Source organism: Neisseria musculi (genome assembly GCF_014297595.2).
GTDB classification, from domain to species: Bacteria; Pseudomonadota; Gammaproteobacteria; order Burkholderiales; family Neisseriaceae; genus Neisseria; species Neisseria musculi.
In genome coordinates, this window is sequence record NZ_CP060414.2 from 998237 (window position 1) to 1025144 (window position 26908).

Below are 26908 nucleotides of genomic sequence, written 5' to 3' on the forward strand. Positions count from 1 at the left end.
GCAAGCCTAAAATCGCTGTGTCAAGCGAAAAGATGCGGAATATTGCGCTTTTGCAGGCTTTCTTCACAACAACCGCATCTTTTACAACACATTCCTACAGATTCAATGTTTGGTTGCTTTTGTGCTTGACTGGTTTTCAGTGCCCGTCAATACGGCCTCGGCGGCATTTTTTTCGGTTTTCCACGGCTCAGGCTGATGCTCTAAACCCAAAGCCAAAACTTCGTCTATCCATTTCACCGGGTGGATAGTCAGGCCTTCCTTCACATTGTCGGGAATTTCTTCCAAGTCTTTCACGTTATCTTTCGGAATCAGCACATGCTTGATGCCGCCACGCAATGCCGCCAGCAGTTTTTCTTTCAAACCGCCGATGGGCAGTACCTCGCCGCGCAAGGTGATTTCCCCGGTCATTGCCACATCGGCGCGCACGGGAATCTGCGTAAATGCCGATACCATCGCCAGCGTCATGGCAATGCCTGCGCTGGGGCCGTCTTTGGGGGTGGCACCTTCGGGAACGTGTATGTGGATGTCTTTTTTCTCGTAGAAGTCAGGGGCAAGTCCGACTGTTTCGGCGCGCGAGCGCACCACGCTCCAAGCGGCGGAAACCGACTCTTTCATCACATCGCCCAGTTGGCCGGTTCGGATGATGTTGCCTTTTCCTGGTAAAGCTGCAGCCTCGATAGTGAGCAGTTCGCCGCCCACTTCCGTCCACGCCAGCCCGGTAACTTGGCCGATGCGGTTTTCGTCTTCGGCCACGCCGTAGTCGAATCGGCGCACACCCAAATAATTGTGGAGGTTTTTTTCGGTTACCTTCACGGTTTTGGCTTTCAGACGGCCTTTCACGGCGGCAGCGGTTTTCTTGTCGGCAGCCAGCGTAATCTGCATCACCACTTTGCGGCAGATTTTGGCAATCTCGCGGTCAAGCGAGCGCACGCCTGCTTCGCGGGTGTAATAACGGATGATGTCGCGCACCGCGCTTTCGGCAATTTCCAGCTCGCCCTCTTTCACGCCGTTGCGCTTCATTTGTTTGGGTACCAGATACTGCATGGCGATATTGATTTTTTCGTCTTCGGTGTAGCCCGACAAGCGGATGATTTCCATGCGGTCGAGCAGCGCGTGCGGAATATTGAGGCTGTTGGAAGTGGCGATAAACATCACATCGCTCAGGTCGTAATCCACTTCGGCGTAGTGATCGGCAAACTTATTGTTTTGTTCGGGATCGAGCACTTCGAGCAGGGCACTGGCGGGATCGCCGCGGAAATCGCTGCCGAGTTTGTCGATTTCATCCAACAGAAACAGCGGGTTTTTCACGCCGGCTTTGGCCATGTTCTGCAGGATTTTTCCCGGCATCGAGCCGATATAGGTGCGGCGGTGGCCGCGGATTTCGCTTTCATCGCGCACACCGCCCAAGGCCATGCGCACATATTGGCGGCCGGTGGCTTTGGCGATAGACTCGCCCAGCGAGGTTTTGCCCACACCCGGAGGGCCGACCAGGCACAGAATCGGTCCTTTGATTTTATCCATGCGTTTTTGCACGGCCAAATATTCCAAAATGCGCTCTTTGACTTTTTCCAAGCCGTAGTGGTCGGCGTTGAGCACCAAATCGGCTTTGGCCAAATCTTTGCTCACGCGCGATTTTTTCTTCCACGGCAATTCCAGAAGGGTGTCGATGTAGTTGCGCACCACGGTAGACTCTGCCGACATAGGCGGCATCATTTTCAGTTTTTTCAGCTCGGAAAGAGATTTTTCTTCGGCTTCTTTGCTCATGCCGGCTTCTTTAATCTGCTTTTCCAGCGCTTCGAGTTCGCCGCGTTCGTCTTCTTCGCCCAATTCTTTCTGAATCGCTTTTACCTGTTCGTTAAGATAATACTCGCGCTGCGATTTTTCCATTTGGCGTTTCACGCGGCCGCGGATGCGTTTTTCTACCTGCATGATGTCGAGTTCGGCTTCAAGCTGGCCAAGCAGGTATTCCATGCGCCCGGCAATGCTGACCATGCCCAATACGTCTTGGCGCTGTTCGAGTTTGAGTTGCAGGTGGGCGGCAACGGTGTCGACCAAGCGGCTGTTGTCGGAGATGCCGTGGATGGTGCCGATCACTTCGGCCGGAATTTTTTTGTTCAGTTTGGCAAACTGGTCGAACTGCGACAGCAAGGTGCGGCGCAGGGCTTCCATATCAGGAATGTCGGCATCGGTGTCTTCGGCGGATTCCACATGCGAAACAAACAGTTCGCCGTTGTCTTCCACATGGAGGGCGCGGCCGCGGCGGATACCTTCCACCAGCACTTTCACGGTGCCGTCCGGCAGCTTCAACACCTGCATCACTTGGGCTACCGTGCCCATTTTATGCAAATCTCCGGCACCGGGATTTTCTTCGTTGGGGTCGCGCTGGGCGAGCAGAAACACCGGTTCGTCTTTGGCCATGGCCGAATCGAGTGCCGCAATGGATTTTTCGCGCCCCACAAACAAGGGCAGCACCATGTGCGGATAAACCACCACGTCCCTCAGCGGCAAGGTTGCCAAAACGGCATATTCCTCAGAATGCTTGTTTGTTGCCATATCTTTGTCTCTATTCATTCAAGTGGTTGCTGCAACATTTCCGTGACGGCGTTGCTGTGCATCGGTCTTGCGGCGAAAATGCAAATCCACGATTGTTTGTCGGATTGCCGCCCACATGGGGCTGGCAGCCTGCTATTTCAAGTCTTGCCGCTTATCTCTTCAAAATGCCTTTTCAGACGGCAGTATAATGGATTGCCCGCCGTGTTTGCGTTAAAATATTGCCGAAAATGTATCAGGCCGTCTGAAAAGTGAAATTTTTTCAGACGGCCTGATTAGGTCGTACCACCTGGTACGTTACGGCAGTATTGGGGGGTAAAATCCACGCCTGCAGCGTTGAAAATGCCCGCAAGATATTCAATCTTGCTTGTTTTTGGGCCGGCCTTCTGATGACACGCCCCGGCCTTTTTAAGGAAACACTATGTCCGGACAAAACCCTTCTTTAATCGACTTTCCCTGCAACTTCACCATTAAAGTGATGGGAATCCAGCATCCCGAATTTACTTCGTCCGTACTGGCCTGCGTGCAGAAACATGCACCCGAAACCCGGGCGCACCATATCAGCGTGCGCGCCAGCAGCAAAGGCAATTATCTGGGCGCCACAGTGGAAGCGGTCAATGTGCAGAACCAAGAGCAGTTGAACGATATCTACCGCGGGCTTACCGGCCACGAGCTGGTGAAAATGGTGCTGTAGCATGAAAACCGTGTATCTCGGCCTGGCGGATTACCAGCCCGTGTTCGAAGCCATGAAAGCCTTCAATGCCCGGCGTACAGCCCAAACCGAAGACGAGCTATGGGTGGTTGAGCATCCGCCCGTGTTTACGCAAGGTTTGGCGGGCAAGCCCGAGCATCTGCTGCGGCACAGCAGCATACCCGTTGTGCAGATTGACCGGGGCGGGCAAATCACCTACCACGGCCCCGGTCAATTGGTGGTTTACACCCTCATCGATTTCAAACGCCGCAAAACCAGCGTGCGCAGTATTGTGAGTGCGCTTGAAAACAGCATTACCGCCACGCTGGCCGAATACGGCATCAATGCTGCGGCCGACCCGCAACGCCCGGGGGTATATGTAAACGGGCGCAAAATCGCCTCTTTGGGATTGCGGATTAAAAACGGCTCGGTGTATCACGGCCTGGCCTTGAATATCGATATGGACTTATCGCCTTTTCTGCACATCAACCCCTGCGGCTACGCCGGCATGGAAATGGTTCAGATGGCCGATTTCCTCTCACCCTGCCCGCCGCTTGCCGAGGTGGCCGGAAAACTGACTGCGCATTTACAGCAAAAACTGGAAGCGCCTGCCGCAGAGGCCGTCTGAAAATTATTTTCCGATACACAGCTTTAGAAAACGCCGGCCGTGTCTGTTTGCGGATATTGCCGGCTCCCTGCACCAGTTTACGGTATAGCCCCCCGGCCGGCACACACGGCTTTGCGGTTGAAAACAGCAAACCGCGCGGGCCGGGCAGACACTTTACCCTGCCCTATCCCATAAAAGGCCGCCGTTGCCGATGCACAAAAAGAACACCGCACCGGCCGTGCTTATGCTTTACAATACAGCCTTGCGCCTTCCCCGAAACCAAACCGGCCTCCGCCCAACCGATAACAGAAATATGTCAGACATGAACAACGAAACCGTCAAATCCAACAATACCCAAGGCGTCAAATACAAAGGTGCCGCCAAAACCGCACGCATTCCCATCAAAGTGGTGCCGCTGGAAGAAAAGCTCAAAAAGCCCGAATGGATACGCGCCAAGCTGCCCACGGGTAAAAAATTTTTTGAAATCAAAAATATTTTGCGCGATCAGAAAATGCACACCGTGTGCGAAGAAGCCAGCTGCCCCAACATCGGCGAATGCTTCAGCAAAGGCACCGCCACCTTTATGATTATGGGCGACATCTGCACCCGCCGCTGCCCGTTCTGCGATGTCGGCCACGGCCGCCCCAACCCGCTCGATCCGGCCGAACCTGCAAATCTGGCCGAATCCGTAGCCGCCATGAAACTGCGCTATGTGGTGATAACCTCGGTTGACCGCGACGACCTGCGCGATGGCGGTGCCCAACATTTCGCCGACTGCATCCGCGCCATCCGCGAAAAAAGCCCGCAAACCAAGATTGAAATTTTAGTGCCCGATTTCCGCGGCCGTCTCGATATTGCTTTGGATATTCTTTCCCAAACTCCGCCCGATGTGATGAACCACAATCTCGAAACCCATCCCCGCCTCTACAAACAGGCGCGCCCGGGTTCCAATTACCGGCACTCGCTCGAACTCTTGCGCCGCTATAAAGAAATGCAGCCCGATATCCCCACCAAGTCGGGCATTATGGTCGGCTTGGGCGAAACCGATGAAGAAGTGCGCGAAATCATGCGCGATATGCGCGCGCACAATATCGAAATGATTACTGTCGGCCAATACCTGCAACCTTCAGACGGCCACCTGCCCGTTTTACGCTATGTTACCCCCGCGCAGTTCAAAACATTCGAGCAAGAGGCCTACGCAATGGGCTTCACCAATGCCGCCGTCGGCGCGATGGTCAGAAGCTCTTACCACGCCGACGAGCAGGCCTCCCAGGCTTTGCGGGAAAACGTTTCAAACAGTCTTTAAATGATAGTGCCCCGCTCTATTTCCTGCTGCGGGTTACTGTTGCGGGGCTGCATCCCGCCCCACCACCAAGAGAGTGGTTTCGCCGGCTGCCGAAGCGGCAGCATAACCGGCTCGGCCATGCCGCTATCGTTTGGCCTGCGTGCCGGGTAGCGGAAATACAGTGGATTCACCATCATCCTGTTTTTAAAGCATCAGGCCGTCTGAAAAACAACTTTCAGACGGCCTGATGTTTACTGCGGCGGGTTATTGATCCACAAACGCGCGCTCAATCAGATAGTCGCCGCGCTGGCCCATTTTCGGCGAAACCTGCAGACCGAATTCCTCCAACACTGTGCCGGTGTCTTTCAGCATGGCGGGGCTGCCGCACAGCATGGCGCGGTCGTGTTCGGGGTTCATCACCGGCAGGCCGATGTCGGCAAACATTTTGCCGCTTCTCATCAGGTCGGTGATGTGGCCGCGGTGCGGGTATTCTTCGCGCGATACCACGGGGTAGTAAATCAGTTTTTCTTTGACCAGTTCGCCCAGATATTCGTGTTCGGGCAGCTCTCGGGTGAAACGGTCGTAATAGGCCAAATCTTTTTTGTAGCGCACGCCGTGTACCAGAATTACTTTTTCAAACTGTTCATAAACTTCCGGGTCTTTGGTGATGCTTAAAAACGGCGCGATGCCGGTGCCGGTGGAAAGCAGGTAAAGGTTTTTGCCGGGGTTGAGGTCGCCGCAAATCAGGGTGCCGGTGGGTTTTTTGCTCACTAAAACTTCATCGCCTACTTTCAGATGCTGCAGACGGCTGGTCAGGGGGCCGTCAGGCACTTTGATGCTGAAAAATTCGAGATGTTCTTCCCAATTTGCGCTGGCTACGCTGTATGCGCGCATCAGCGGTTTGCCGTCCACCATCAAACCCACCATTACAAACTGGCCGTTTTCAAAACGCAGCGAATCATCGCGGGTGCAGGTGAAGGTGAAATAGGAGTCTGTCCAATGGTGTACGGATAAAACTTTCTGGGTGTTGAATGCTGCCATGATGATTGCTTTCTGAAATAGGAAGCCGTCTGAAAACGGCTCTGAAACGTTTGAAAATGCCTGCTGTTCGGGCAGGCTGTCAATGTTAATCTGATTTTAAACAAAAAGAATTATGCCCACAATCTTTATCAACGCCGCTGCATCATGCCTGAAACGGCAGAAAATTCGGCCAATGCCGCCAATTGCAGCGGATCGCGCCCCCAGCGGCGGTTTTTCAGCCGCCGCATCCAATAAATATAGCGCAGGGTGCGGCTCAAAACAGCGGCATGGCGATCGGGCAGTCTCTCGAAATATATGCGCCAAATTGCCGCCGCCTCATCCAACAGGCCGTTGCGCGCCAACGGCAACAGGGTGGAATGCAGATAACAGAGCCAATCGCGGCAGTCGGCCCTCGCCAATACACTTGCGGGGTCGTCTTCAAAATCAAAAAACCGATATTGCCGGCATCGTCCAACATCATGTTCCGCGCAAAAGCCTGGCTGGCATACTGCCCCCCGGCCATGAAGGCTGCCAATTGGCCGCCAAGCCCTGCTGCCGCCATGCACTAAGGCTGCCCGCAGCGGCTTCTTCCGCGATAACATCCTGCAACGGCCTGCCGCAGAGATGCCCCATCATCAGAGAATTTTCCTGTACGGCCAAAAGAGGGGGAACGCCCCCCGATGCCGCAAGCTCACGCAGCCTGGCAGCTCCGGCGGCAATGCTCGGGTTGCTGCCCACAAATTGGGTACATGGGTCAGCACGCGCAGTTGCAGCATCTTCGCAGGCAGCGCCAAAAGCGCGTAACGCCATGCGGCATTTCTCTTGCCGGCTTTGCGGATCCACACCGTTTCGCCGTTATCCAATATATAGCGGTCAATCGCAGCCCCCTGCTGGCGGGCAGAAAGCCGCGATAATTCGCTGTGGTAATCGGGCGGCCGGCTTTCTGTTTCCGGGCTTTTTCTCCGGCTGCCCCGTGCCGGAAATGGGCAGCGGCGCATCGGAAAATGTATTTTGTTGATAATCAGCCATATTGTTCATCTAATCTGCTACAGTGCCCAATAAGGTTATTTGCCCTACCCGGGCAGCCATACCGCGCTGTTTTTTCAGACGGCTTCAGCAACAGGCCGTCTGAACACAAGGCCGGCAGGCTTCACCAAAGCGGGCTTGCGGATCCGCCCAAAACGGTGATGCGAACAAATGCCGAGTTCTAAATAAAATGTTTCGTATCATAATATCGACCGCCGCAGTTTGCCGGTTGCTGCCGGAGCGTTCAGACGGCATCGGGTTTGCGCCGCAATGCCGGGCATAGCTTCTGCTGCGGTGCCGCAAACGGATTACCCATATCCAACGGCAGGTTGCAAGCACCGCTTGTGCCGCCGTGTTCCCTACCGGTTTTCCGGCAGAAGCGTTAAGGAAACAAGGCATCGAGAAAATCAGCGGGGCGGCAGCTTTCGTTTTCCCGATAAAACATAATCTCGTGAATACGGATGCTGTTTTGCCCGCTGTTTACCGATGCAGCCGCTTTCAGCCAAAACGCCGGCCGGTTATGCCTGCGGAAGCTTGGCAGATAAGCGGCAGTGGGTTTTGCCGCCGTTTTTTCATCTTCCTCCCGCAGCCATTGAACCGTCCAAGCACGGCTCTCATCTTCGGTGCAAGGCGTAAACAGCCATTTGCCGCAGCCAAGTGCCAAGTGCGTGCTTGTGCGCTGCTGTGTTCTGCCCTCATATTTTTCCCTTTGCTGCCATGCTTGGCCTGCCCGAGCAAACGGCTCCACGGCATCAGAGGCCGTCTGAAAACGCCGTTTCCGAAGGAAACCAGTTTCTGCGAAGCCAAAACGCAGTTTCCGAAAGAAACCGGTAACACCGTTTCCGCAAGTAAACAAGTCTCTGGTTTTTTCAGACGGCCTGTACGCGTACACCTTTATTTTTCCAACGTTTCCCGGATAATGGTTTTGACAATATCGGCATTATTCGGCACGGTTTGAACGCGTTGCGGCAGTTGCTCCAAGCCTTCGAGGGCGGCGGGTCGCGGCACGGTTACGCTGCCTGCGGCTTCGTGTATGGTGTCTTCAAATTTGGCGGCCAGGGCGGTTTCGAGGCAGACGATGGTTTCACCCGCTTGGCGCACTTCGCGCGCCACTTGGATGCCGTCTGCAGTGTGCGGGTCAATCAATCCGCCGCCGCTGCGGTAAACATCAGCAATGGTGTCCAAGCGGTTGCGGTGGCTGCTTCGGCCGGAGGCAAAGCCGTATTTTTCATGAATCTCCGGCAGTTTTTCCGACAAATCAAAACCTTTGCCGCTGCCGACTTCTGCCCATAATGCCCGGATTTGTGCTGCGTTTCTGCCTGTCAGGTCAAACACGAAACGCTCGAAGTTGGAGGCTTTGGAAATGTCCATCGAGGGGCTGGAGGTAACGTGGGTGTGTTCGGCGGTGCGCGGGCGGTAAACACCGGTTTTGAAAAATTCGTCAAGCACATCGTTTTCGTTGGTAGCGGCAATCAGACGGCGGATGGGCAACCCCATCTGGCGGGCGATATGGCCTGCGCAGATGTTGCCGAAGTTACCGCTGGGCACGCAGAAACTCACTTTTTGCGCGTTGGTTTCGGTAGCTTTGAAATAACCGGCGAAGTAATACACCACTTGCGCCACGATGCGCCCCCAGTTGATGGAATTGACGGTGCCGATGTGGTGTTGCGCTTTGAAGGCGGCATCGTTCTGCACGGCCTTTACGATATCTTGGCAGTCGTCAAACATGCCCTGAACGGCGATATTGTGGATGTTTGCGTCTTGCAGGCTGAACATCTGCGCGCGTTGGAAACTGCTCATTTTGCCCTCAGGCGAGAGCATAAACACGTTTATGCCTTTTTTGCCGCGCAGGGCGTATTCGGCGGCGGAGCCGGTGTCGCCGCTGGTGGCGCCGAGAATGTTGAGCTGCCTGCCTGCTTTGGCCAGCACATATTCAAACGCATTGCCCAAAAACTGCATGGCCATGTCTTTAAACGCCAGCGTGGGGCCGTTGGAAAGGGCTTGGATTTTGATGCCGTCTGAAAGTGTGCGCACGGGTGTGATTTCGGCGCTGCCGAAAATTTCGGCGGTATAGGTGCGGTTGATAATATTGCGCAAATCGGCGGCGGGAATATCGGTAGCAAACAGGCTGATGATTTCAAACGCCAGCTCGGGGTAACTCAGGCCGCGCCATTGCTGCAGGGTTGCCGCATCGATTTGCGGATAATGCTCGGGCAGCATCAGGCCGCCATCGGGCGCAAGCCCCATCAATAATACTTCGCTGAACGGTTTGGGTGCGGTGGCTCCGCGGGTGCTGATATATTTCATGGCTCGGTTTCTTCAATCATCGGGCAAATACGCCGGAGGGCATCATAGGTTTTCAGACGGCCTGCGGTATGCGGGCAGGCCGTCTGAAACAAGATTAACGGTATAAACGCTTCACGCAGGCGGTTACGGTTTTGGCGGTTACCGAGGCTGCGGCCTGCGCGCGGGTAGCAGGATTGACAATCTGCACCATTTCGTTGGCGGTTATCTGGTTGGGGGCTTCTTCGCTGGCGCAGCCGCAGATTTTGTTTTCCCATTCCTGCTGTTTTTCGGCCGTCATCGCCAACGCGATCAAGCGCCATTCGTTGCGTTTGTTGAGTTCGGCGCGGCATTGGTTGTCTAGGGCTGCCTTCACCAAAGCGTTGCCCATGCCCAAACCGCTGTTGATATTGCCGTCTGCCGCACAGGCGGCAAGCAGTAAAGCCAACGGCAGTGCAATGATTTTTTTCATGGTTTCCCTTTTTCAAACAAGTGGTAAAAATGTTTATCCGGCGGCGCGGATTCTGGCCAGATAGGCCGCTCTGTCTGCTTCAGTGATGGCCCGCACGGTGCGGCAGGGCGAACCCATCGCCAAAACATTGGCGGGAAGATCTTTGCAGACCAGGCTGCCTGCGGCCACCACGGTGTTGCTGCCAATGGTAACGCCGCCTAGAATGATGCTCTGCGCTCCTATCCATACATTATCGCCAATCACAATCGGCTTGGCATCTTCATAGGCTTGGGCGCGCAAATCCGCATCCAGCGGATGCCCCACGGTGTACAGCCCCACGTTGGGCGCCAGCAGCACGCCGTTGCCGATGGTGATACCGCCTGCATCGAGCATAATGCAGTTGAAATTGGTATAAAAACCGTCGCCCACTTCGATATAGGTGCCGTAATCGCAGTAAAACGGCTGGGTGATAAACACGTCTTTACCTGCTTTGCCGAAGAGGCGGCGGATAATCGCTTCGCGCGCGGCCGTGTCGCCCGGGCGGGTGCAGACATTATAGTCGTGCAGCAGCTCTTTGGCGCGGTTGCGACAGGCAGCCAAACCGGCAGCCAACGCATTGTGCGGCATACCGGAGAGCATCTTTTCGCATTCGCTTTTCATCATCGGAGGCCGTCTGAAACAAAACAGGCGCCATTGTACCGTATCGGGCTTATAATGCGGGGAAACTTTAGTAACGGAACAATGCCATGCCGGACCTGTTTACCCGCCCTCCCGATGCCCCGCTTGCCGAACGCCTGCGCCCGCACTCTCTCGAAGAAGTGATCGGCCAGCAGCATTTAATCGGCGAAGGCAAACCGCTGCGGGTGGCGGTGGAAAGCGGCAAGCCGCATTCGATGCTGCTGTGGGGGCCGCCGGGTGTGGGCAAAACCACGCTGGCGAGAATTTTGGCGCAGAGTTTCCATGCTCAGTTTCTACCCGTTTCGGCCGTGTTTTCAGGGGTGAAAGACATCCGTGAAGCGATTTTGAAAGCCGAAACCGCCCTGCAGCAGGAGCGTGCAACGATTTTGTTTGTCGATGAAGTGCACCGCTTCAACAAAGCCCAGCAGGATGCGTTTCTGCCCCATGTGGAAAGCGGCCTGCTCACCTTTATCGGCGCCACCACCGAAAACCCTTCGTTTGAAGTGAACTCTGCCCTGCTGAGCCGTGCGCAGGTGTATGTGTTGCAGCCGCTCTCGGCGCAGGATTTGCAGCAACTGATTGATAAAGTGCTTGCCCTGCCCGATTATCAGGGCTTTGCCATTAACGGCGAAGCCCGCGAACTGTTGTGCCATGCTGCCGATGGTGATGCGCGCCGGCTGCTGAATCTGTTGGAACAACTGCTGCGCACTGCCGCCACCCGCCGTCTGAACGCACTCACCCCCGAGTTTCTCGCCGACAGCTTGGGCACGCAAATCCGCCGCTTCGACAAAGGCGGCGAGAGTTTTTATAACCAGATTTCTGCCCTGCACAAATCCGTGCGCGGCTCCCACCCCAACGCCGCGCTGTATTGGTTTTGCCGCATGCTGGACGGCGGCGCCGATCCGCGCTATCTCGCCCGCCGCATCGTGCGCATGGCTTGGGAAGACATCGGCCTGGCCGACCCGAGAGCCATGCAGATTGCCAACGAAGCGGCCGCCGCCTACGAACGCCTGGGTTCGCCCGAAGGCGAGCTGGCACTGGCGCAGGCCGTGCTCTATCTGGCTGCCGCTGCCAAATCCAATGCCGGCTACACGGCTTTCAACCAAATGCGCGCTTTCGTGAAAAGCAATGCCTCCGGCGAAGTGCCCGTACACCTGCGCAATGCCCCCACCAAAATGATGAAAGAGTTGGGCTACGGCCGCGAATACCGCTACGCCCACGATGAGCCGCACGCCTATGCCGCCGGCGAAAGCTACATGCCGGACGGTTTGGCCGAGCCGGATTTCTACCAACCCGTGCCGCGCGGCCTCGAAATCAAAATCGGTGAAAAACTCGCCCGGCTCAAACAGCTTGACGATGAAGCAGGCGGCATAAAGTAACCCCCCCCCCGAAGCCGCAGGTTTGAGGGCAGGGGCTGCGCAGGCAAACCGGTTGGGACTTTCACAACATTCAATATTCAAAACAATATTCAAAAACGCCGCAAACCGTTTTCCGCTATCAACCGCCAATTTGGCAGATTGGGTAATACGGTATTTCTGTTACGGCCTTGTTTTTGGCGCAAAACAGACGGCGTGGCGGATGCCCAAGCGGTAACAGAAGCCGTTTCGTACGGCCTGCGCTCTGCTGCTTGGCAGCAGCAAGAAAGCAGGTTGATGGCAGGCCGTCTGAAAATCAGCGCGCCCGGATATTCAGACGGCCTGAGCTGTTGAAAGGCCGGGTTGTTTACAGTTTTATGTGAAACCGCTTTTATTTTTTGCTGAAACGATGGTTTGTGATTTTTGAGCATCTTCAAGAACGGCGCAGCTTCGTTGTACCTTTGGGCATACTTGGCAACCCTCAAAACCCCGAAGCGGGTCTTCAGGCAAGAAACGAAAAGTGTCAAAAGCACCGGGATGTTCTACACCCGATGCCTTCGCAAAAATACTTTCAGGCCGTCTGAAACGCGCAAATACCGTCATTACCGCAGGCGGAATCAGATGAAATATTGAAGCATTGAATAAACAGATGCTTAGATGTCAAATGCCGGGCCTCTTGCCCGCAGATGCGTGACGGCCGGCAACCTGCTGTGCATGTTTTTAAATTTTGCAAACGCCCCAGCCTGCAAATATTGCAAAAACCTGCGCTTTTCATTTTTTAAATTCGAGGCCGTCTGAACATGTTTTCAGACGGCCTCAATCGTCAATGCGCAGGAATATTATCCGCCATAGTAGGCTTTGGTAGGGATTTCTTCCAAATCGGCCACCATCGGCAGGCGCGGGTTGGCGGGCGGGCATTGGTCTTCATAAACCATCAGTGCCAACTCCCTGCGGGCGGCGGCAGATGAAAATATTGAAGCATCGATATTTTCATTTTTTTAAACCCGCGCTTTTCATTTTTTAAATTCGAGGCCGTCTGAACATGTTTTCAGACGGCCTCAATCGTCAATGCGCAGGAATATTATCCGCCATAGTAGGCTTTGGTGAGGATTTCTTCCAAATCGGCCACCATCGGCAGGCGCGGGTTGGCGGGCGAGCATTGGTCTTCATAGGCCATCAATGCCAGCTCTCTGCGGGCGGCGGTGAAGGCTTTTTCATCGATGCCCTGCTCTTTGAACGACATTTTGATGCCTACGCTGTGCGCCAAATCGTGGCAGGCTTGGGCAAACGATTCCACGCCTTCTGCCGGGGTGCTGCACGGCAGGCCGAGCATACGGGCGATTTCCTGGTAGCGTACATCGGCCCTGTAGTAGTTGTATTTCGGCCAGGTGGCGGTTTTCTGCGGCCGTGTGCCGTTGTAGCGGATAACGTGGGGCAGGAATATGGCGTTGGTGCGGCCGTGAACGGTGTGAAACTTTCCGCCCACTTTGTGCGACAGCGAGTGGTTGATGCCGAGAAATGCGTTGGCAAATGCCATGCCGGCGATGGTGGAGGCGTTGTGCATTCTTTCTCGGGCTTCGGGGTCGCTTGCGCCGTTTTTGTAGGAGCGTTCCAAAAATTCAAACACCAGCTTGATGGCCTGCAGCGCCAGGCCGTCTGTAAAATCGTTGGCCAGCACCGAAACATAGGCTTCTACTGCGTGGGTGAGCACGTCCATGCCTGTGTCGGCGGTTACGCTTGCGGGAACGGTCATCGTAAACGAGGGATCAACGATGGCAATGGTGGGGGTGAGCGAATAATCGGCAATCGGGTATTTTTTGTCGCCGTCGCTGATCACGGTAAACGGCGTTACTTCGGAGCCGGTGCCCGATGTGGTGGGAATGCCGATAAACTTGGCTTTGCGCCCCAGCTCGGGGAAGCGGAAGGCGCGTTTGCGGATGTCCATGAATTTCTGCACCAAGTCTTCAAAATCAACCTGCGGCTGTTCGTAGAAAAGCCACATGGCTTTGGCCGCATCCATCGGCGAGCCGCCGCCCAGCGCGATAATGGTGTCGGGCTGGAAGCTGCGCATCAGGTCGGTGCCTTTATACACAGTCTGCACGCTCGGGTCGGCTTCGACATCGGTAAACAGCTGCACGGTAACTTTGTTTTTGCGCAGACTCAGCTGGTGGGTGATTTTATCGACAAAGCCCAAATCCACCATGGAGCGGTCGGTAACAATCATCACTTTTTCGCAATCTTTCATATCTTGCAGATATTGGATGGAATCGCGCTCGAAATAGATTTTGGCGGGCACTTTAAACCATTGCATGTTGTTTCTCCGGCGGCCTATTTTTTTGATGTTCAACAGATTGACGGCACTGACGTTGCCGCCCACAGAGTTTTTGCCGTAAGAGCCGCAGCCCAGGGTGAGCGAGGGCAGGAACGCGTTATACACATCGCCGATGCCGCCGAATGAAGAAGGGGCGTTCCAAATCACCCGCAGGGCTTTCACGCGCCCGCCGAAAGTTTTCACCAATTCTTGATCGGCCGTATGAATGGCGGCGGAGTGGCCCAAACCGTCAAACTCCACCATTTCTTCAGAAAATTTCAAGCCTTCTTCGGTGGTTTCGGCTTTCAGCATGGCCAAAACGGGCGAGAGTTTTTCACGGGTGAGCGGCTCTTTGGGGCCCACTTCGCGGCATTCCACTATAATAATGTTGGTTTGCTCAGGCACTTTGAAACCGGCCTGCTCGGCAATCCAGGCGGCAGGTTTGCCCACCACCGAGGCATTGAGTTTGGCACCGCCGCAGTTGGCGCTGTTGGCCTTCACGCCGAAAATAAATTCTTCCAGCAGCGTTTTTTCTTTTTTGTTGGCGAAATACACGCCGTAAGATTTAAATTCTTCGGCCAACTCGTTATAGATTTCTTTGTCGGCAATCACCGCCTGCTCGCTGGCGCAGATCATGCCGTTGTCGAACGCTTTGGACATTACGATGTCGTGGGCGGCCTGTTTGATGTCGGCAGATTTTTCCACATAGGCGGGCACATTGCCTGCACCCACGCCGAGCGCGGGCTTGCCGCAGGAATAGGCCGCTTCCACCATGGCATTGCCGCCGGTGGCCAAAATAGTGGCCACGCCCGGGTGTTTCATCAATGAAGACGTGCCTTCCATCGAAGGTTTTTCAATCCATTGGATACAGTTTTCCGGTGCGCCTGCGGCAATGGCGGCATCGCGGACGATTCGCGCAGCGTGGGCGGAACATTGCTGGGCAGAAGGGTGGAAGGCAAAGATAATCGGATTGCGGGTTTTCAGCGCAATCAATGCCTTAAAAATGGTGGTGGAGGTGGGGTTGGTGGTGGGGATAATGCCGCAGATGACGCCCACGGGGTCGGCAATCTCGGTGATGCCGGTTACATCGTCTTCACTGATCACGCCCACGGTTTTCAAATCGCGCAGGCGGCGCACCACATTTTCGCAGGCAAACAAATTTTTGGTGGCTTTGTCTTCAAACACCCCGCGCCCGGTTTCTTCCACCGCGTGCATGGCCAGCTCGCCGTGTTTGTCGAGCGCGGCAATCGAAGCTTTGGCCACGATATAGTCGATTTGTTCCTGGTTGAGTGTGAGAAACCGATCCAGTGCGGCCAAGCCTTGTTCGACCAAGCGGTTGACTTCGGCTACCGCAGGGCTGACAGTTTTATCGGCAGATGCATTCATAGTGTTCTCCTGAAAAGAAGTAAGGAATAAAGTAATAAACTTTCATTAAATACAGTATAAGTAATATTGTTACAAATATTCTTGACTTGCGTCATAAACACCGCACTTTAACGAAAAGCACCGCCTGATTCACTGTTGGTTTTTAAGCAGTTGAATTGGATAATATTTCTGAAATATGCAAAAAACGGAAAAATGGCGGGTTTTGGGAAGTTTTGTCTGTACTCGAAAACCATGCCTCAAAGCTGCGTGCCGCCATTCATACCCTGCAGGAATGCGTTTGTTGGGCTTTTCAGACGGCCGGCGTAAATATGGCAAGTTTTTTTGCTGCCCCTCCCCGCTAGTGCCGGTTGTTTGGCCGGATGGAAAAGCAATGATGTATTATTATTACATTTCAACAGGTAAATCAGATTGTTTATGTAATATAAACACCTTTCATTTTTTTCAGACGGCTTTCGGCATTGATTTTGAAAAAGCTCTGCCGGTCATTGCCCGGTATAAAACCGTCCTGAAATTTCCGGCATAAGCCGCACATGCAGAATCAAAACAAGAAAAGAATCAGACTCAGGCATTCTACCGAATCCCCACAAACGCCTTGAAACATGATTTAATGGCAGCCTGCCCAACCAAACGGGAACCGTTCCATGGCCCAACGCCCCCCCATCATTCAATCGCTGCTCGATACCGATTTATACAAGTTCACCATGTTGCAGGTTATCCTGCATCAATTTCCGCAAGCCCACGGCGTGTATGAATTCCGCTGCCGCAACAACGATCAAACCGCTTATCCGCTGGCCGAAATCCAAACCGAATTGGAACAGGAACTCGACAGGCTGTGCCGGCTGCAATTAAGCCAAAGCGAGCTGGACTATCTGCGCAGCCTGCGTTTTATCAAAAGCGATTTTGTCGATTATCTCGAACTGTTCCAACTCAAACGCCGTTTCGTAAAAGTTGCCACCGACAAAGCAGGCCGTCTGAACATCCGCGTTGAAGGGCCGATGATACAGGCGATGTTTTTCGAAATTTACATTCTCGCCATCGTTAACGAGCTCTACTTCCGCCGCCTCGAAACCCCCGAAGTATTGGCCGAAGGTGAGCGCCGCCTGCAGGCCAAAGCCGCGCGGCTCAAACAGCTGGCCGCCTTGCAAAGCCCCGCCGCCCCGCCGTTTCTGATTTCCGACTTCGGCACCCGCCGCCGCTACACCCTTGCCTGGCAGGAACACGTTATCACAACCCTTTACGCCGCCGCCCCCGAAATCATGCGCGGCACCAGCAATGTTTATCTCGCCAAAAAACTCGGCATCACCCCCATCGGCACCATGGCACACGAATTTTTACAGGCTTTTCAAGCGCTGGATGTCCGCTTGCGCGATTTTCAGAAAGCCGCCCTCGAGAGCTGGGTGCGCGAATACCGCGGCGATCTCGGCATCGCCCTTACCGATGTGGTGGGTATGGACGCATTTTTGCGCGATTTCGATCTCTATTTCGCCAAGCTGTTTGACGGCCTGCGCCACGACAGCGGCGACCCCTACACTTGGGGCGACAAAGCCTATGCGCACTACAAAAAACTCAAAATCGACAGCCGCACCAAAATGCTCACTTTTTCAGACGGCCTCGATATCGAAAAATCATGGGCACTGCACCAATATTTCAAAAACCGCTTCAAAACCAGTTTCGGTATCGGCACCAATTTCACCAACGATTTGGGGCATACCACGCTCAATATCGTATTGAAACTGGTCGAATGCAACGGCCAATCGGTCGCCAAACTTTCCGACAGCCCCGGCAAAACCATGACCGACAACGACACCTTCCTTGCTTATTTGCGCCAAGTATTCCAAGTGCCCGCGCCCCAATCATAAAGCCGACCGGCCGTCTGAAAGATTTCAGGCGGTTGTTGCGTCTATCAAAAACCGGGCAAACCTGTCTGACCGCCCAAAAGTTTTCAGACGGCCTCAAAATAGATAACCCGCCTTATTTTATGATATAAGGCCGTCTGAACCCCAAACCGACCACAAAGGAAACCACATGAGCTCACAAGATTTAAGCGGCAAAACTGCCCTCGTTACCGGCGCATCCCGCGGCATCGGCGCAGCGATTGCCGACACGCTGGCAGCTGCCGGTGCCACCGTTATCGGCACCGCCACCGGCGAAAGCGGCGCCCAAGCCATCGGCGAACGCCTCGCACAATGGGGCGGACAAGGCCGCGCCCTAGATGCCGCCGAACCCGAAAGCATCGAAAACCTGATTGCCCTCATCGAAAAAGAATCCGGCAAGCTCGACATTCTCGTCAATAACGCCGGCATCACCCGCGACAACCTCTTGATGCGCATGAAAGAAGAAGAATGGGACGACATCATGCAGGTCAATCTCAAAGCCGTGTTCCGCGCCAGCAAAGCCGTGTTGCGCGGCATGATGAAGCAGCGCAGCGGCCGCATTATCAACATCACCTCGGTTGTCGGCGCTATGGGCAATGCCGGGCAGGCCAACTATGCCGCCGCCAAAGCAGGCTTAATCGGCTTTTCCAAATCTATGGCGCGCGAAGTCGGCAGCAGGGGCATCACCGTCAACTGCGTTGCCCCCGGCTTTATCGACACCGATATGACCCGTGCCCTACCCGAAGAAACCCGCAAAATGTTTGAAGCGCAAACGGCACTGGGCAAATTCGGCGATGCACAAGATATCGCCGATGCCGTGCTGTTTCTCGCTTGCGACCAAGCCAAATACATCACCGGCCAAACCCTGCACGTAAACGGCGGTATGCTGATGCCCTAGCCTGCAGGGGCTGCCGGTTTGTACCGCCCGCCCTGCTCTTTTGCCTGCCGGGCGGCAGCAGGTAAAGACTAAAAGTAATTTCTTTTAGTTTTAACCATTTGCCGGGAAGTGCAAAGAAGCAGCATCAAAATGCTTGCACAAACTTGGGAATTTTGGTTTAATCACTTTCTCACAACGCAAAACGGGTGATTAGCTCAGTTGGTAGAGCGTCTGCCTTACAAGCAGAATGTCGGCGGTTCGACTCCGTCATCACCCACCAAGTTTCTTGCGCGGAGTGGTAGTTCAGTTGGTTAGAATACCGGCCTGTCACGCCGGGGGTCGCGGGTTCGAGCCCCGTCCACTCCGCCAAAACCTTTTCGGAAAAAAGCACCGTTTCAAACCGGTGCTTTTTTCTTTCTGTTCTCTGAAATTTGTCTGTTCTCTGCAATCTGTTTTCAGACGGCCAAGAGGGTGGCAAATCTCGGCCTTGCCTACATTCCTCCGTTTTTTATTCCCTGTTTTTTGCTTGGATACCTGATTCGGGCTACCCCTTGAAGATCTGTTTCGGCGTGAAAGCCTGTTTGGTTTTTTGCGTTTTTTTTGCGGCTTGTTTCAGAATACCCCGAGTCGGCAGGGCGGCATGGTTTTTAATATAGCGAACCCCTTTATTGCCTGCGGCGTTCTTAATATAGCGAACCCCTTTATTGCCTGCGGCGTTCTTAGCCCAAAGAGTACGGTTTTGCCGGGCTTCCCAAGCGGCGGCAGAATCGGTTCCGTATTGCCTGCACCGTCTGGGGCCTGCCTTATGTCGAAAATAAAATGTATTTGTTTTACTTAACAAAGCCCGTGTATGGCAGAGCATAAAATAGGCCGTCTGAAACGGGTTTGCCGCTTAGCCGGCAACGCTCCCCTTCAGACGGCCTTTGCGCCGTTAGGCTATCAGTTTGCGCACTTCCTCAATCTGTTCGCGCAGCAGAGCTTCAAACTCGGGCCTGCCTGCCAATTCGCCAAACAGGGCCGGATCGGCGGCAAAGGCTTTCACGGGATCGGCGGACTCATACACGGCGTGTACGGCAGCTTCGTCAAGAATACCGTCCTGATAGGCAAACGGCAGCCTGCCTTGGTGCCAGCGTTCCATAAACACGAAAAACAGCGCAGGCAGTTTGGCGGTGGCCGCAGGGCGCGCGCCCTGTTTGAAACGTTCAATCAGCGTGGGCTGGATTTGGGCGGGAATTTTGGAAAAACCATCGGCAGCCACACGCTGGTTGGTGTCTTTGATATAGGGGTTGGTAAACCGCTCCAGCACCACATCGCGGTATTTGCCCAAGTCGATTAAATTGTTGCCGAGGCTGGCAATCACGTCTTCGGTAACATAATCGTAGGCGATTTTGCGCGCGGTTTCGAGATTGGTGCTGTCGTGGATATACAGTTTGCCCAGCAGCGTGCCCATCCAGGCAATGGCGGCGTGCGGCACATTGAGCACGCGGATTTTGGCTTCTTCGTAAGGAATCACCGACTCCACCAGCTCTACGCCCGCCTTCTCCAGCGCGGGGCGCACATTGTTTTTGAAATTATCTTCGATCACCCATTGGGTAAAGGTTTCGCCCATTACCGGTGCTTTATCGGCAATGCCTGTTTGCGCCTGAACGCGTGCCGGCAGCTCTTTGGCCGGGCGCGGCACGATGCGGTCTACCATGGTGTTGGGGGTGGTTACGTTGGCTTTCATCCATTCGATGATGTCGTTTTGGCCGGTCAGGCCGAGAAACTCGACCAAGCCGTCGTGAAAACGCTCGCCGTTGTGTCGCACATTGTCGCAGCAAAGCAAGGTAACGGCGCCGTTTTCAAGCTGCATCCGTTTTTTGAGGATTTTGGCAATAATGCCGTAAATGGTTTGGCTGCCACCCGCTAAATCCGCTTTCAGCGCAGGGTCGTTCTGCACCAGTTTGAAATTGCTGTCGAGATAATAACCGGCCTCGGTAACGGTGAAAGCAATCACTTTAACCGCCTCCCGCCCGCCCTCTTCAATCAGCGGCACCAAACCGGCCTGCCACGGAATCAGCTTGCGGATAGACTTGATCACTTCATATTCACGCTCGCCGCGCGGGCTGACGGTTTCCAGCACATATTCGCCGTTTTGCGCACGCAGCGCTTCGATGGTATGTTCGCTGTCGTTGCGGATATTGCCGGCCGCAATCGTCCAACTGTCGTCTCCCTGCTTGATTAATTCGTTGAGATACCATGCCTGGTGGGCGCGGTGGAAGCTGCCCAAGCCGATATGAAACCAAATGTTTTTGCTCATGTTGCGCACTCCTTTTATCAGTCATACAAATATTTCAAAAAATATAATATTATTTACATCAATAAGTTATAAAACACCCGGCCATTGTGGCACAATTTGAAAGCAAAAAACAGGCATGCGAAATAAAGCGGTTCCATATATGAGGCCGTCTGAAACATCGCGCCGGCGGGTTTTCCACCGGCTCCGATTCTTGGCATAATACGGCCTTACCGATTTCCAGCAGAGAACGCCCGAATGACCGCATCCATCCGCCTGCCCGCCGCCGCCCTGAAACCCTCCACCGTTGCCCTGCCCGGCTCGAAAAGCATCAGCAACCGCACGCTGCTCTTGGCCGCCCTCTCCGACAACACCTGCGAAATCCACTCGCTGCTCAAATCAGACGACACCGACCGTATGCTTGAAGCCCTGCAAACGCTCGGCGTGAAGCTCGAATTTTTTTCAGACGGCCGTCTGAAAGTACACGGCTGCGGCGGGCGTTTTCCCAACCAAAGCGCCGATCTGTTTTTAGGCAATGCCGGCACCGCCTTCCGCCCGCTCACCGCCGTTTTGGCCATACTCGGCGGCAACTACCGCCTGCACGGCGTGCCGCGTATGCACGAGCGCCCCATCGGCGACTTGATCGATGCCCTGCACATCACCGGCGCCGATGTGCGCTATCTTGGCAACACACACTACCCGCCGCTGCAAATTAACGGGCGCGCCGACAACGGCGTGCGCACGATTCCGATCAAAGGCAATGTGTCGAGCCAGTTTCTCACCGCACTCCTGATGGCACTGCCGCTCACCGGAGAGGCATTTGCCATAGAAATGGTGGGCGGGCTGATTTCCAAACCCTATATCGACATCACCCTCAAACTGATGGCGCAGTTTGGCGTAAACGTAGAAAACCACGGCTACCGCGTATTCAACATTTCCGCCGGCGCGCACTACCGTGCGCCCGAAAACATTTATGTGGAAGGCGATGCTTCGAGCGCATCTTACTTTCTCGCCGCCGGGCTGCTTTCCGGCCAACCCGTGCGCGTTACCGGCATCGGTAAAAACAGCATTCAGGGCGATGCAGTTTTTGCGCACGAGCTTGAAAAAATCGGAGCCGCCGTGGTTTGGGGCGACAACTTTATCGAAGTTTCCCGCCCCGCCGGCCAAGCCGTACTGCCGTTCGATTTAGACGCCAACCACATCCCCGATGCCGCCATGACGCTGGCCGTAGCCGCCCTTGCCACGGGCGCACCCTGCTCGCTGCGCAACATCGGCTCGTGGCGTGTGAAAGAAACCGACCGCATCGCCGCCATGGCTGCCGAGCTGCGCAAAGTGGGCGCAAAAGTAGCTGAAGAACCCGAAGCCATCCACATCACCCCGCCTGCCGTGCTTACACCCAACGCCGAAATCGACACCTATGACGACCACCGCATGGCCATGTGTTTTTCGCTGGTATCTCTGCTGGGCGTGCCGGTTGTCATCAACAACCCGAAATGCACACACAAAACCTTCCCCACTTATTTTGACCTGTTTGCTTCGTTGAGAGAGTAAACCCGTTCATTTAAATGAAGGCCGTCTGAAAACACAATTCAGACGGCCTTTCAACACAATCCGTGTTTGAAACCCGATTAGGCAGACTGCCGCTTTTCGCCGTGCTATGCAGGCGCATGGTGAAAACAGTGCGTTTGTTCAGCATCGACTTCCAACACTCTCACTTTCACACATCACGGCTTTGACAATTTCCGCCTACGCGAGCCAAAGCTGGCCGCCTAATTCACAAAAGACAAATCGGAAATGCCGTCTTAACAGCGCAGAGAATAGAGTATTACCGGCTATTGTTTCTTTGATGTTCAGGGCAAATTATTCAAAAATGGGCTTACGAAGCAAAATCAGCAAAAATGATGTTAAGCTTCTGATATACCTATTAAAAACAAATACCAAAAGTTCAGTAAAATTACCGAATCAAAATTCCGTCAAATCCTGCGCCTTTTCACACTTGATTTGACCGCTTCCGATACCGCCAGACTCACCGGCATCAGTACCCAAAGTGCCAATATCTGTTTCTCAAACTGCGTTGCCGTATGGCTGCTGAATGTGAACGGCAAACTCCCTCTGCCGGTGTGGTCGAACTGGACGAATCCTACTTCGGCTCCAAACGCATCCGAGGGCGGGCGGGGGAGAGGGAGGCAAAACCATTGTTTTCGGCATCTTAAAACGGGACGACAAAGTCTATACCGAAATCGTGCCGGATACTTCGAAAGCTACACTGCAACAGGTTATTCGAGGGCGGGTTGCTGTTGAAATTGTCATCAATACTGACGGCTGGCGCGGCTATCACGGCTTGGTCGATATGGGCTGTGAAAAGCACTTCAGGGTACATCATGGTGCAGACGAGTTCGCCCGGGGTGCGCAACACATTAACGGCATCGAATTGTTTTGGGGTTATGCCAAAAACCGCTTGGTTAAATTTAACGGTGTACCGAAACAGACTTTTTATTTACACTTAATCTGCTCCCAAATACCTACCTGATATTGTAATGGAAGCCCTCATTGTTTCAGGCCGTGTTCACAATATTTTCATACGGCCTGCTAACTATTTGAAAATTTTATTGTATGTCAATAAACAACTGCCGAAGCTGCCTTTTCCAACCCTTGATTCAGTGATTCAACCATTGCTGTATAGCCGTCGCCGTTTTGCGGTGTTTCAATGTGAAAGGGACGGCTTTGCCCGTTCGGCCATACGGCATAACCGCTAATGAGCGTTTTGCCTTGATAATTTCCTTGAAAAGCTTCTATATAAATTTTCAGTGTCTGCATACTGCTGCTTCTGGCCGCAGGTACAAAAACGTAGCGGCCGCCCAAGCGGTTGAGCTTATTGCTGAAACCTGATGCCAATGCTTTATCCAGCGGGCTTGCCCACAGGTGGTTGCGGGCAAAGTTCACATGATAATCATCGGTTTGATATACCAGCCCGCCGTTATTGAGCGGATCGGCCAAATACACGTGCACGGCGATTTCGCTGCCGCTTTTGGCAGGAAGGGTGTATCGGCTGTCGGGCAGTGTGAAATATTGGGTAGCGGGCGTGCTACAGGCGCTCAGTGCGGCCAGCGCGCCTATCATCATCCATTTGCGCATCAGCGGCTTCCTTTCGGTATCGGATCTTTTATGTTACTGTTGAAAATCAGTGCGTTGGGTTTTTCTTTTAAGGTGTTTATCACGGGCTGTGCATCTTTCAGGGTTTTGTCGATACTCTGCAAAGTGCTCTGCACATCGCTGTAGAACGGCGACTGCGGCGACACGCCCTGCAGGGTTTGGCGTAATCCGCGCAGGGTTTGGTTCAGCTCGCCGGGGATATTTTGTGTTTGCGGTTTGTTGATTAAGGCATTGGCCGCATTCAAAGTAGCCTTAAGTTCACGCAGTGTGCCGTTCAACTCACCCACAGTGTTTGCGAGCGGCAGTTTGTTGAGTTTTTCGAGCAGGCTGCCCAGTTGCGCCTGCAAATCGTCAAATCCGCTGCTGCGGGTGGCAATAACTACGTTGCCGTTATAGTCGGCAAATGGTTTGAGTTTGGCACTTTCAGACGGCCTGTCGTCCAGCTCTATCATTTTGCTGCCGGTTAATAGGTTGTTGCTGGAAATAGTGGCGGTTAAACCTTTGTTTAAGGCCGTCTGAAACTGGTTTTGCCAATATTCGCGGCTCTGCGCCCCGGCGTTAAGCTCTATGCGCTCCGGCTCGATGCGGATGCGCACGGGAATCCAGCCGTTTTCAAACAGTTTGAGGCTGTCGTTTTCGGCAAAATAAGGTACTTCGGCCACGGTGCCGATGTTGATGCCTTTATATTCTACCGGTGCGCCGCTCATCAAACCCCGCACGCTTTGTTTGAAAAAGGCGGTGTAATAGAGGGAGCGTTCGGTCGGCAGGTTGTCGATTTCGCTACGGTTGTTATAAAGCTCGAAAGTGTCATCGTTTACCGCCGGCCTGCCTTTGTCCCCTCCGGCCGGCGAAGCAAAGGAAATGGCACCGGAAAGCAAGGCGGGAATAGGGGCGGAATCCACGCTGATACCGTTACCGGTGGTTGCGATGCTGATGCCCCGTTGCAGCCAAAACTGGCTGTGTTCGCCCACCAGTTTGTCGTTGGGGCTTTGAATGAATACGGTGTAATTGACGGTTTGGTCTTTAGGGTTGAACTCGGCATTTTCCACCACGCCCACACTGAAGTTTTCAAATAGCACCGGGCTGCCCACACCTATCATTTTGTCGTTGAGACCGATAAGTCTCAGGCGCAGGCCGTTTTGGCCGATAGCGGCGATCGGCGGGATATCGAGCACTTCAAAACGCTCTTCGGTTTCTTTGCTTTTACCGGGTGTAAAGGCAATATACGAGCCGGAAACTAAGGTATTGAGACCAGAAATTCCGCTTTGGTCGATGCGCGGCTTCACCACCCAGAATTGGGTGTCTTTACGCATCATGTCTTTTGCATCGGCAGTCAGGCGGGCGGTAACTTCCACGCCTTTTTGGTCGCTGCGCAGGCGGATGCGGGTTACCCGCCCTACTTCCACACTCAACACTTTCACCACGGTATTGTTTACTTCGATGCCTTCGGCACTGTCCATCAACAAGGTGATTTCCGGCCCGCGGTTGCGGATGTCTTTCATCAGCAGCCACCCGCCTGCAATCAGGGCAATCAGCGGAATCAGCCAGATAACCGAGCTAAATAGGTTTGCTTTGCGCACCACAGCCGCAACGGGCTGATGGGGTTGTTTGTCGTTATCGTTACTCATCATTCAGGTTGGCTTGCCGGCAGGTTTTCAGACGGCCTGTTTACAGATTGTTCAAAAGAGCGCGCTCTGTCCCACAAAAGGCGCGGGTCGAAAAAATAGGCGGAAAGCATGGTCAGCAACACCACCAGGCAGAAATATACCGCCGCCGGCCCCGGCACTACCCGCGCCACATAAGTGTGGAATGCACTCATCAGAATAATAATCACAAAAATATCAATCATCGACCATTTGCCGATGGATTCGGTAAAGCGGTAAAGCCGCTGCATGGTGTGCACGCCGGCCGGCAAGCCGCAGCGCGCGCTGAGAATCAGCACCAACATCAACACGATTTTTGCCCCCGGCACCAAAATGCTGGCACTGAAAATAATTGCGGCAATCAGCTTATCGCCTTCGTTCCACATATACACGATGCCGTTGAAAATGGTGTTTATCTGCACGGTGGCAGGATTGGAAGAAATCATAATCGGCAGCGCGTTGGCCGGAATATACAGCAGCACCGCCGCAATCAGAAACGCAATAGAGAGGCTCAGGCTCTTGGGGCGGCGCACATACAGATCGGATCCGCACACCCCGCAAGCTGCTTCTTCACGGCTGCGGAAATACAGACAATGGCTGCAGCAGACACGCCCTGCCGAGGCCGTCTGAACCGCATCACGGCCCAAAATACGGTGGATTTTATAATACACCCAATGCTGGGGAATCGACACCGAAGTGCGTATCAGCATCACCGAGAGCGCAAACATCAAATAGAATGCCGCACCAAATTCCACCTGCGCCACCGAAGAGAGTTTGATATACGCGACCAATGTCGAAATAAAAAACACATCAACCATAATCCAGTGGCGCAGCCGAACCAGCGTTCGGGTGGCATAGAGCAGGCCGGGATATCCTCTGTTTTGCCACAATGCCGCATATACATAAACACACAGCAATAAAAACAGCAGCGGCGTGCCAAACGTGAGCACAAACATCACTTCGGCCAAAAAGCCGAAATCGAGCAGCACCAAGCGTTTCATCATCGAAGGCAGCGACAGGATCGAAGTTACCCCGGCCATCGTAACCGTAACAAACATCATGCTGTACACAAACACCATCAACACCAGCGAAGCCGCCGCATAGGCCAGCGGAGCAACATACGGATTGTTTTCCACCTCCACTACTTCATAACCGCAATTCGGGCAGTGCGCCTCCTGCCCCTGCCGCAAATACGGTAACGCCATGCGCTGCCCGCATTCAGGGCAGTCGAGCATATGTGCCGGCAGTGCCGCATCTCGCTGCAGCGTATGGTAACGCCACCAACGGCGGTAGTTTCTAACAAGTTTCACAGCTGTTCAGACGGCCTCTTCCCGCCGGCAGACTCTAAAATAAAACGCTTATTATAGCCGATAAAGCGCTGTATTTTCGGATGATGGGTGTAAAAGACCGTCAGCACCGGCAACCTGTTCCGGCCGTCTGAAT

Annotated in this window: 23 protein-coding genes, 2 tRNA genes and 1 pseudogene; 12 read left to right on the plus strand and 14 right to left on the minus strand. The window is 54.0% G+C overall.

The window, feature by feature from the left end:
* Positions 1–102 precede the first annotated feature (102 nt).
* A complete protein-coding gene (gene lon / locus H7A79_RS05120; protein ID WP_187001629.1) occupies positions 103–2553 on the minus strand; it encodes an endopeptidase La in 2451 nt (816 codons plus the stop codon).
* Between the two features lie 418 nt (positions 2554–2971).
* Between lon and H7A79_RS05125 the strand changes: the two genes are divergently transcribed.
* The 3 genes from H7A79_RS05125 to lipA all read left to right on the plus strand — a co-directional run bounded on the left by H7A79_RS05125 (position 2972) and on the right by lipA (position 5154).
* Positions 2972–3244, plus strand: coding sequence for a YbeD family protein (locus tag H7A79_RS05125; protein WP_135033910.1), 273 nt, complete (start codon positions 2972–2974; stop codon positions 3242–3244).
* A gap of 1 nt (position 3245) precedes the next feature.
* Positions 3246–3869 carry a lipoyl(octanoyl) transferase LipB gene (lipB, locus tag H7A79_RS05130; RefSeq protein WP_187001251.1) on the plus strand — a complete coding sequence of 208 codons (624 nt, stop codon included), beginning with the start codon at positions 3246–3248 and terminating at the stop codon, positions 3867–3869.
* A gap of 301 nt (positions 3870–4170) precedes the next feature.
* Positions 4171–5154, plus strand: coding sequence for a lipoyl synthase (gene lipA / locus H7A79_RS05135; RefSeq protein WP_187001630.1), 984 nt, complete (start codon positions 4171–4173; stop codon positions 5152–5154).
* A 243-nt stretch (positions 5155–5397) separates the two neighbouring features.
* Here the strand turns inward: lipA and H7A79_RS05140 are convergent, their stop codons facing one another.
* The 7 genes from H7A79_RS05140 to H7A79_RS05170 form a co-directional block, all read right to left on the minus strand.
* Positions 5398–6174, minus strand: coding sequence for a ferredoxin--NADP reductase (locus tag H7A79_RS05140; protein WP_135033908.1), 777 nt, complete (start codon positions 6172–6174; stop codon positions 5398–5400).
* 128 nt (positions 6175–6302) lie between these two features.
* On the minus strand, positions 6303–6572 hold the full coding sequence (locus H7A79_RS05145; protein ID WP_246408082.1) for a hypothetical protein: 270 nt from the start codon (positions 6570–6572) through the stop codon (positions 6303–6305).
* A gap of 454 nt (positions 6573–7026) precedes the next feature.
* The gene (locus tag H7A79_RS05150) at positions 7027–7191 is read right to left on the minus strand and encodes a hypothetical protein (protein ID WP_246408084.1); all 165 of its coding nucleotides are present in this window, start codon (positions 7189–7191) and stop codon (positions 7027–7029) included.
* 370 nt (positions 7192–7561) lie between these two features.
* Entirely contained in the window at positions 7562–7843 is a 282-nt protein-coding gene (locus tag H7A79_RS05155) for a hypothetical protein (protein ID WP_187001252.1), read from the minus strand.
* A gap of 230 nt (positions 7844–8073) precedes the next feature.
* Positions 8074–9486, minus strand: coding sequence for a threonine synthase (thrC, locus tag H7A79_RS05160; protein ID WP_187001253.1), 1413 nt, complete (start codon positions 9484–9486; stop codon positions 8074–8076).
* A gap of 94 nt (positions 9487–9580) precedes the next feature.
* Positions 9581–9934: a hypothetical protein gene (locus H7A79_RS05165; protein WP_135033311.1), complete on the minus strand. Its 354-nt coding sequence runs from the start codon at positions 9932–9934 to the stop codon at positions 9581–9583.
* Positions 9935–9967: 33 nt separating this feature from the next.
* Complete coding sequence (locus H7A79_RS05170) at positions 9968–10576, minus strand: sugar O-acetyltransferase (RefSeq protein ID WP_209304392.1); 609 nt, start codon at positions 10574–10576, stop codon at positions 9968–9970.
* Between the two features lie 83 nt (positions 10577–10659).
* On the opposite strand from H7A79_RS05170, the gene H7A79_RS05175 reads away from it, so the two are divergent.
* Together H7A79_RS05175 and H7A79_RS05180 are read left to right on the plus strand one after the other, a co-directional pair.
* On the plus strand, positions 10660–11970 hold the full coding sequence (locus tag H7A79_RS05175) for a replication-associated recombination protein A (RefSeq protein WP_187001254.1): 1311 nt from the start codon (positions 10660–10662) through the stop codon (positions 11968–11970).
* A 192-nt stretch (positions 11971–12162) separates the two neighbouring features.
* On the plus strand, positions 12163–12300 hold the full coding sequence (locus H7A79_RS05180; protein WP_187001255.1) for a hypothetical protein: 138 nt from the start codon (positions 12163–12165) through the stop codon (positions 12298–12300).
* A 727-nt stretch (positions 12301–13027) separates the two neighbouring features.
* Here the strand turns inward: H7A79_RS05180 and adhE are convergent.
* Positions 13028–15643, minus strand: coding sequence for a bifunctional acetaldehyde-CoA/alcohol dehydrogenase (gene adhE, locus H7A79_RS05185; RefSeq protein ID WP_135033905.1), 2616 nt, complete (start codon positions 15641–15643; stop codon positions 13028–13030).
* Positions 15644–15923: 280 nt separating this feature from the next.
* Between adhE and H7A79_RS05190 the strand changes: the two genes are divergently transcribed.
* The 5 genes from H7A79_RS05190 to H7A79_RS05210 all read left to right on the plus strand — a co-directional run bounded on the left by H7A79_RS05190 (position 15924) and on the right by H7A79_RS05210 (position 18763).
* Positions 15924–16166: a hypothetical protein gene (locus H7A79_RS05190; RefSeq protein WP_187001256.1), complete on the plus strand. Its 243-nt coding sequence runs from the start codon at positions 15924–15926 to the stop codon at positions 16164–16166.
* Positions 16167–16284: 118 nt separating this feature from the next.
* Entirely contained in the window at positions 16285–17502 is a 1218-nt protein-coding gene (pncB, locus tag H7A79_RS05195; protein ID WP_187001257.1) for a nicotinate phosphoribosyltransferase, read from the plus strand.
* 166 nt (positions 17503–17668) lie between these two features.
* On the plus strand, positions 17669–18415 hold the full coding sequence (gene fabG, locus H7A79_RS05200) for a 3-oxoacyl-ACP reductase FabG (RefSeq protein ID WP_135033902.1): 747 nt from the start codon (positions 17669–17671) through the stop codon (positions 18413–18415).
* A gap of 183 nt (positions 18416–18598) precedes the next feature.
* A tRNA-Val gene (locus tag H7A79_RS05205) sits at positions 18599–18674 on the plus strand.
* Between the two features lie 12 nt (positions 18675–18686).
* Positions 18687–18763: transfer RNA gene (locus H7A79_RS05210), tRNA-Asp, on the plus strand.
* A gap of 175 nt (positions 18764–18938) precedes the next feature.
* Here the strand turns inward: H7A79_RS05210 and H7A79_RS05215 are convergent.
* A complete protein-coding gene (locus H7A79_RS05215) occupies positions 18939–19256 on the minus strand; it encodes a hypothetical protein (RefSeq protein WP_353663632.1) in 318 nt (105 codons plus the stop codon).
* A 69-nt stretch (positions 19257–19325) separates the two neighbouring features.
* The gene (gene dalD, locus H7A79_RS05220) at positions 19326–20693 is read right to left on the minus strand and encodes a D-arabinitol 4-dehydrogenase (RefSeq protein ID WP_187001258.1); all 1368 of its coding nucleotides are present in this window, start codon (positions 20691–20693) and stop codon (positions 19326–19328) included.
* A 234-nt stretch (positions 20694–20927) separates the two neighbouring features.
* Here dalD and aroA point away from each other — a divergent pair, with 234 nt between their 5' ends.
* Together aroA and H7A79_RS05230 are read left to right on the plus strand one after the other, a co-directional pair.
* Positions 20928–22220 carry a 3-phosphoshikimate 1-carboxyvinyltransferase gene (gene aroA, locus H7A79_RS05225; RefSeq protein ID WP_187001259.1) on the plus strand — a complete coding sequence of 431 codons (1293 nt, stop codon included), beginning with the start codon at positions 20928–20930 and terminating at the stop codon, positions 22218–22220.
* Between the two features lie 366 nt (positions 22221–22586).
* Positions 22587–23199, plus strand: a pseudogene (locus tag H7A79_RS05230) (IS1595 family transposase).
* A gap of 86 nt (positions 23200–23285) precedes the next feature.
* Here the strand turns inward: H7A79_RS05230 and H7A79_RS05235 are convergent.
* The 3 genes from H7A79_RS05235 to H7A79_RS05245 are packed head-to-tail and all read right to left on the minus strand — an operon-like array spanning position 23286 to position 26775.
* Positions 23286–23804 (minus strand): PqiC family protein, encoded by a 519-nt coding sequence (locus H7A79_RS05235; RefSeq protein ID WP_187001260.1) that lies wholly within the window; start codon positions 23802–23804, stop codon positions 23286–23288.
* On the minus strand, positions 23804–25450 hold the full coding sequence (gene pqiB / locus H7A79_RS05240; RefSeq protein WP_187001631.1) for an intermembrane transport protein PqiB: 1647 nt from the start codon (positions 25448–25450) through the stop codon (positions 23804–23806). Before pqiB ends, H7A79_RS05235 begins: the two co-directional genes overlap by 1 nt.
* Complete coding sequence (locus H7A79_RS05245; protein WP_245231714.1) at positions 25450–26775, minus strand: paraquat-inducible protein A; 1326 nt, start codon at positions 26773–26775, stop codon at positions 25450–25452. The genes pqiB and H7A79_RS05245 overlap by 1 nt, the downstream gene beginning before the upstream one ends.
* Between the last annotated feature and the right edge of the window lie 133 nt (positions 26776–26908).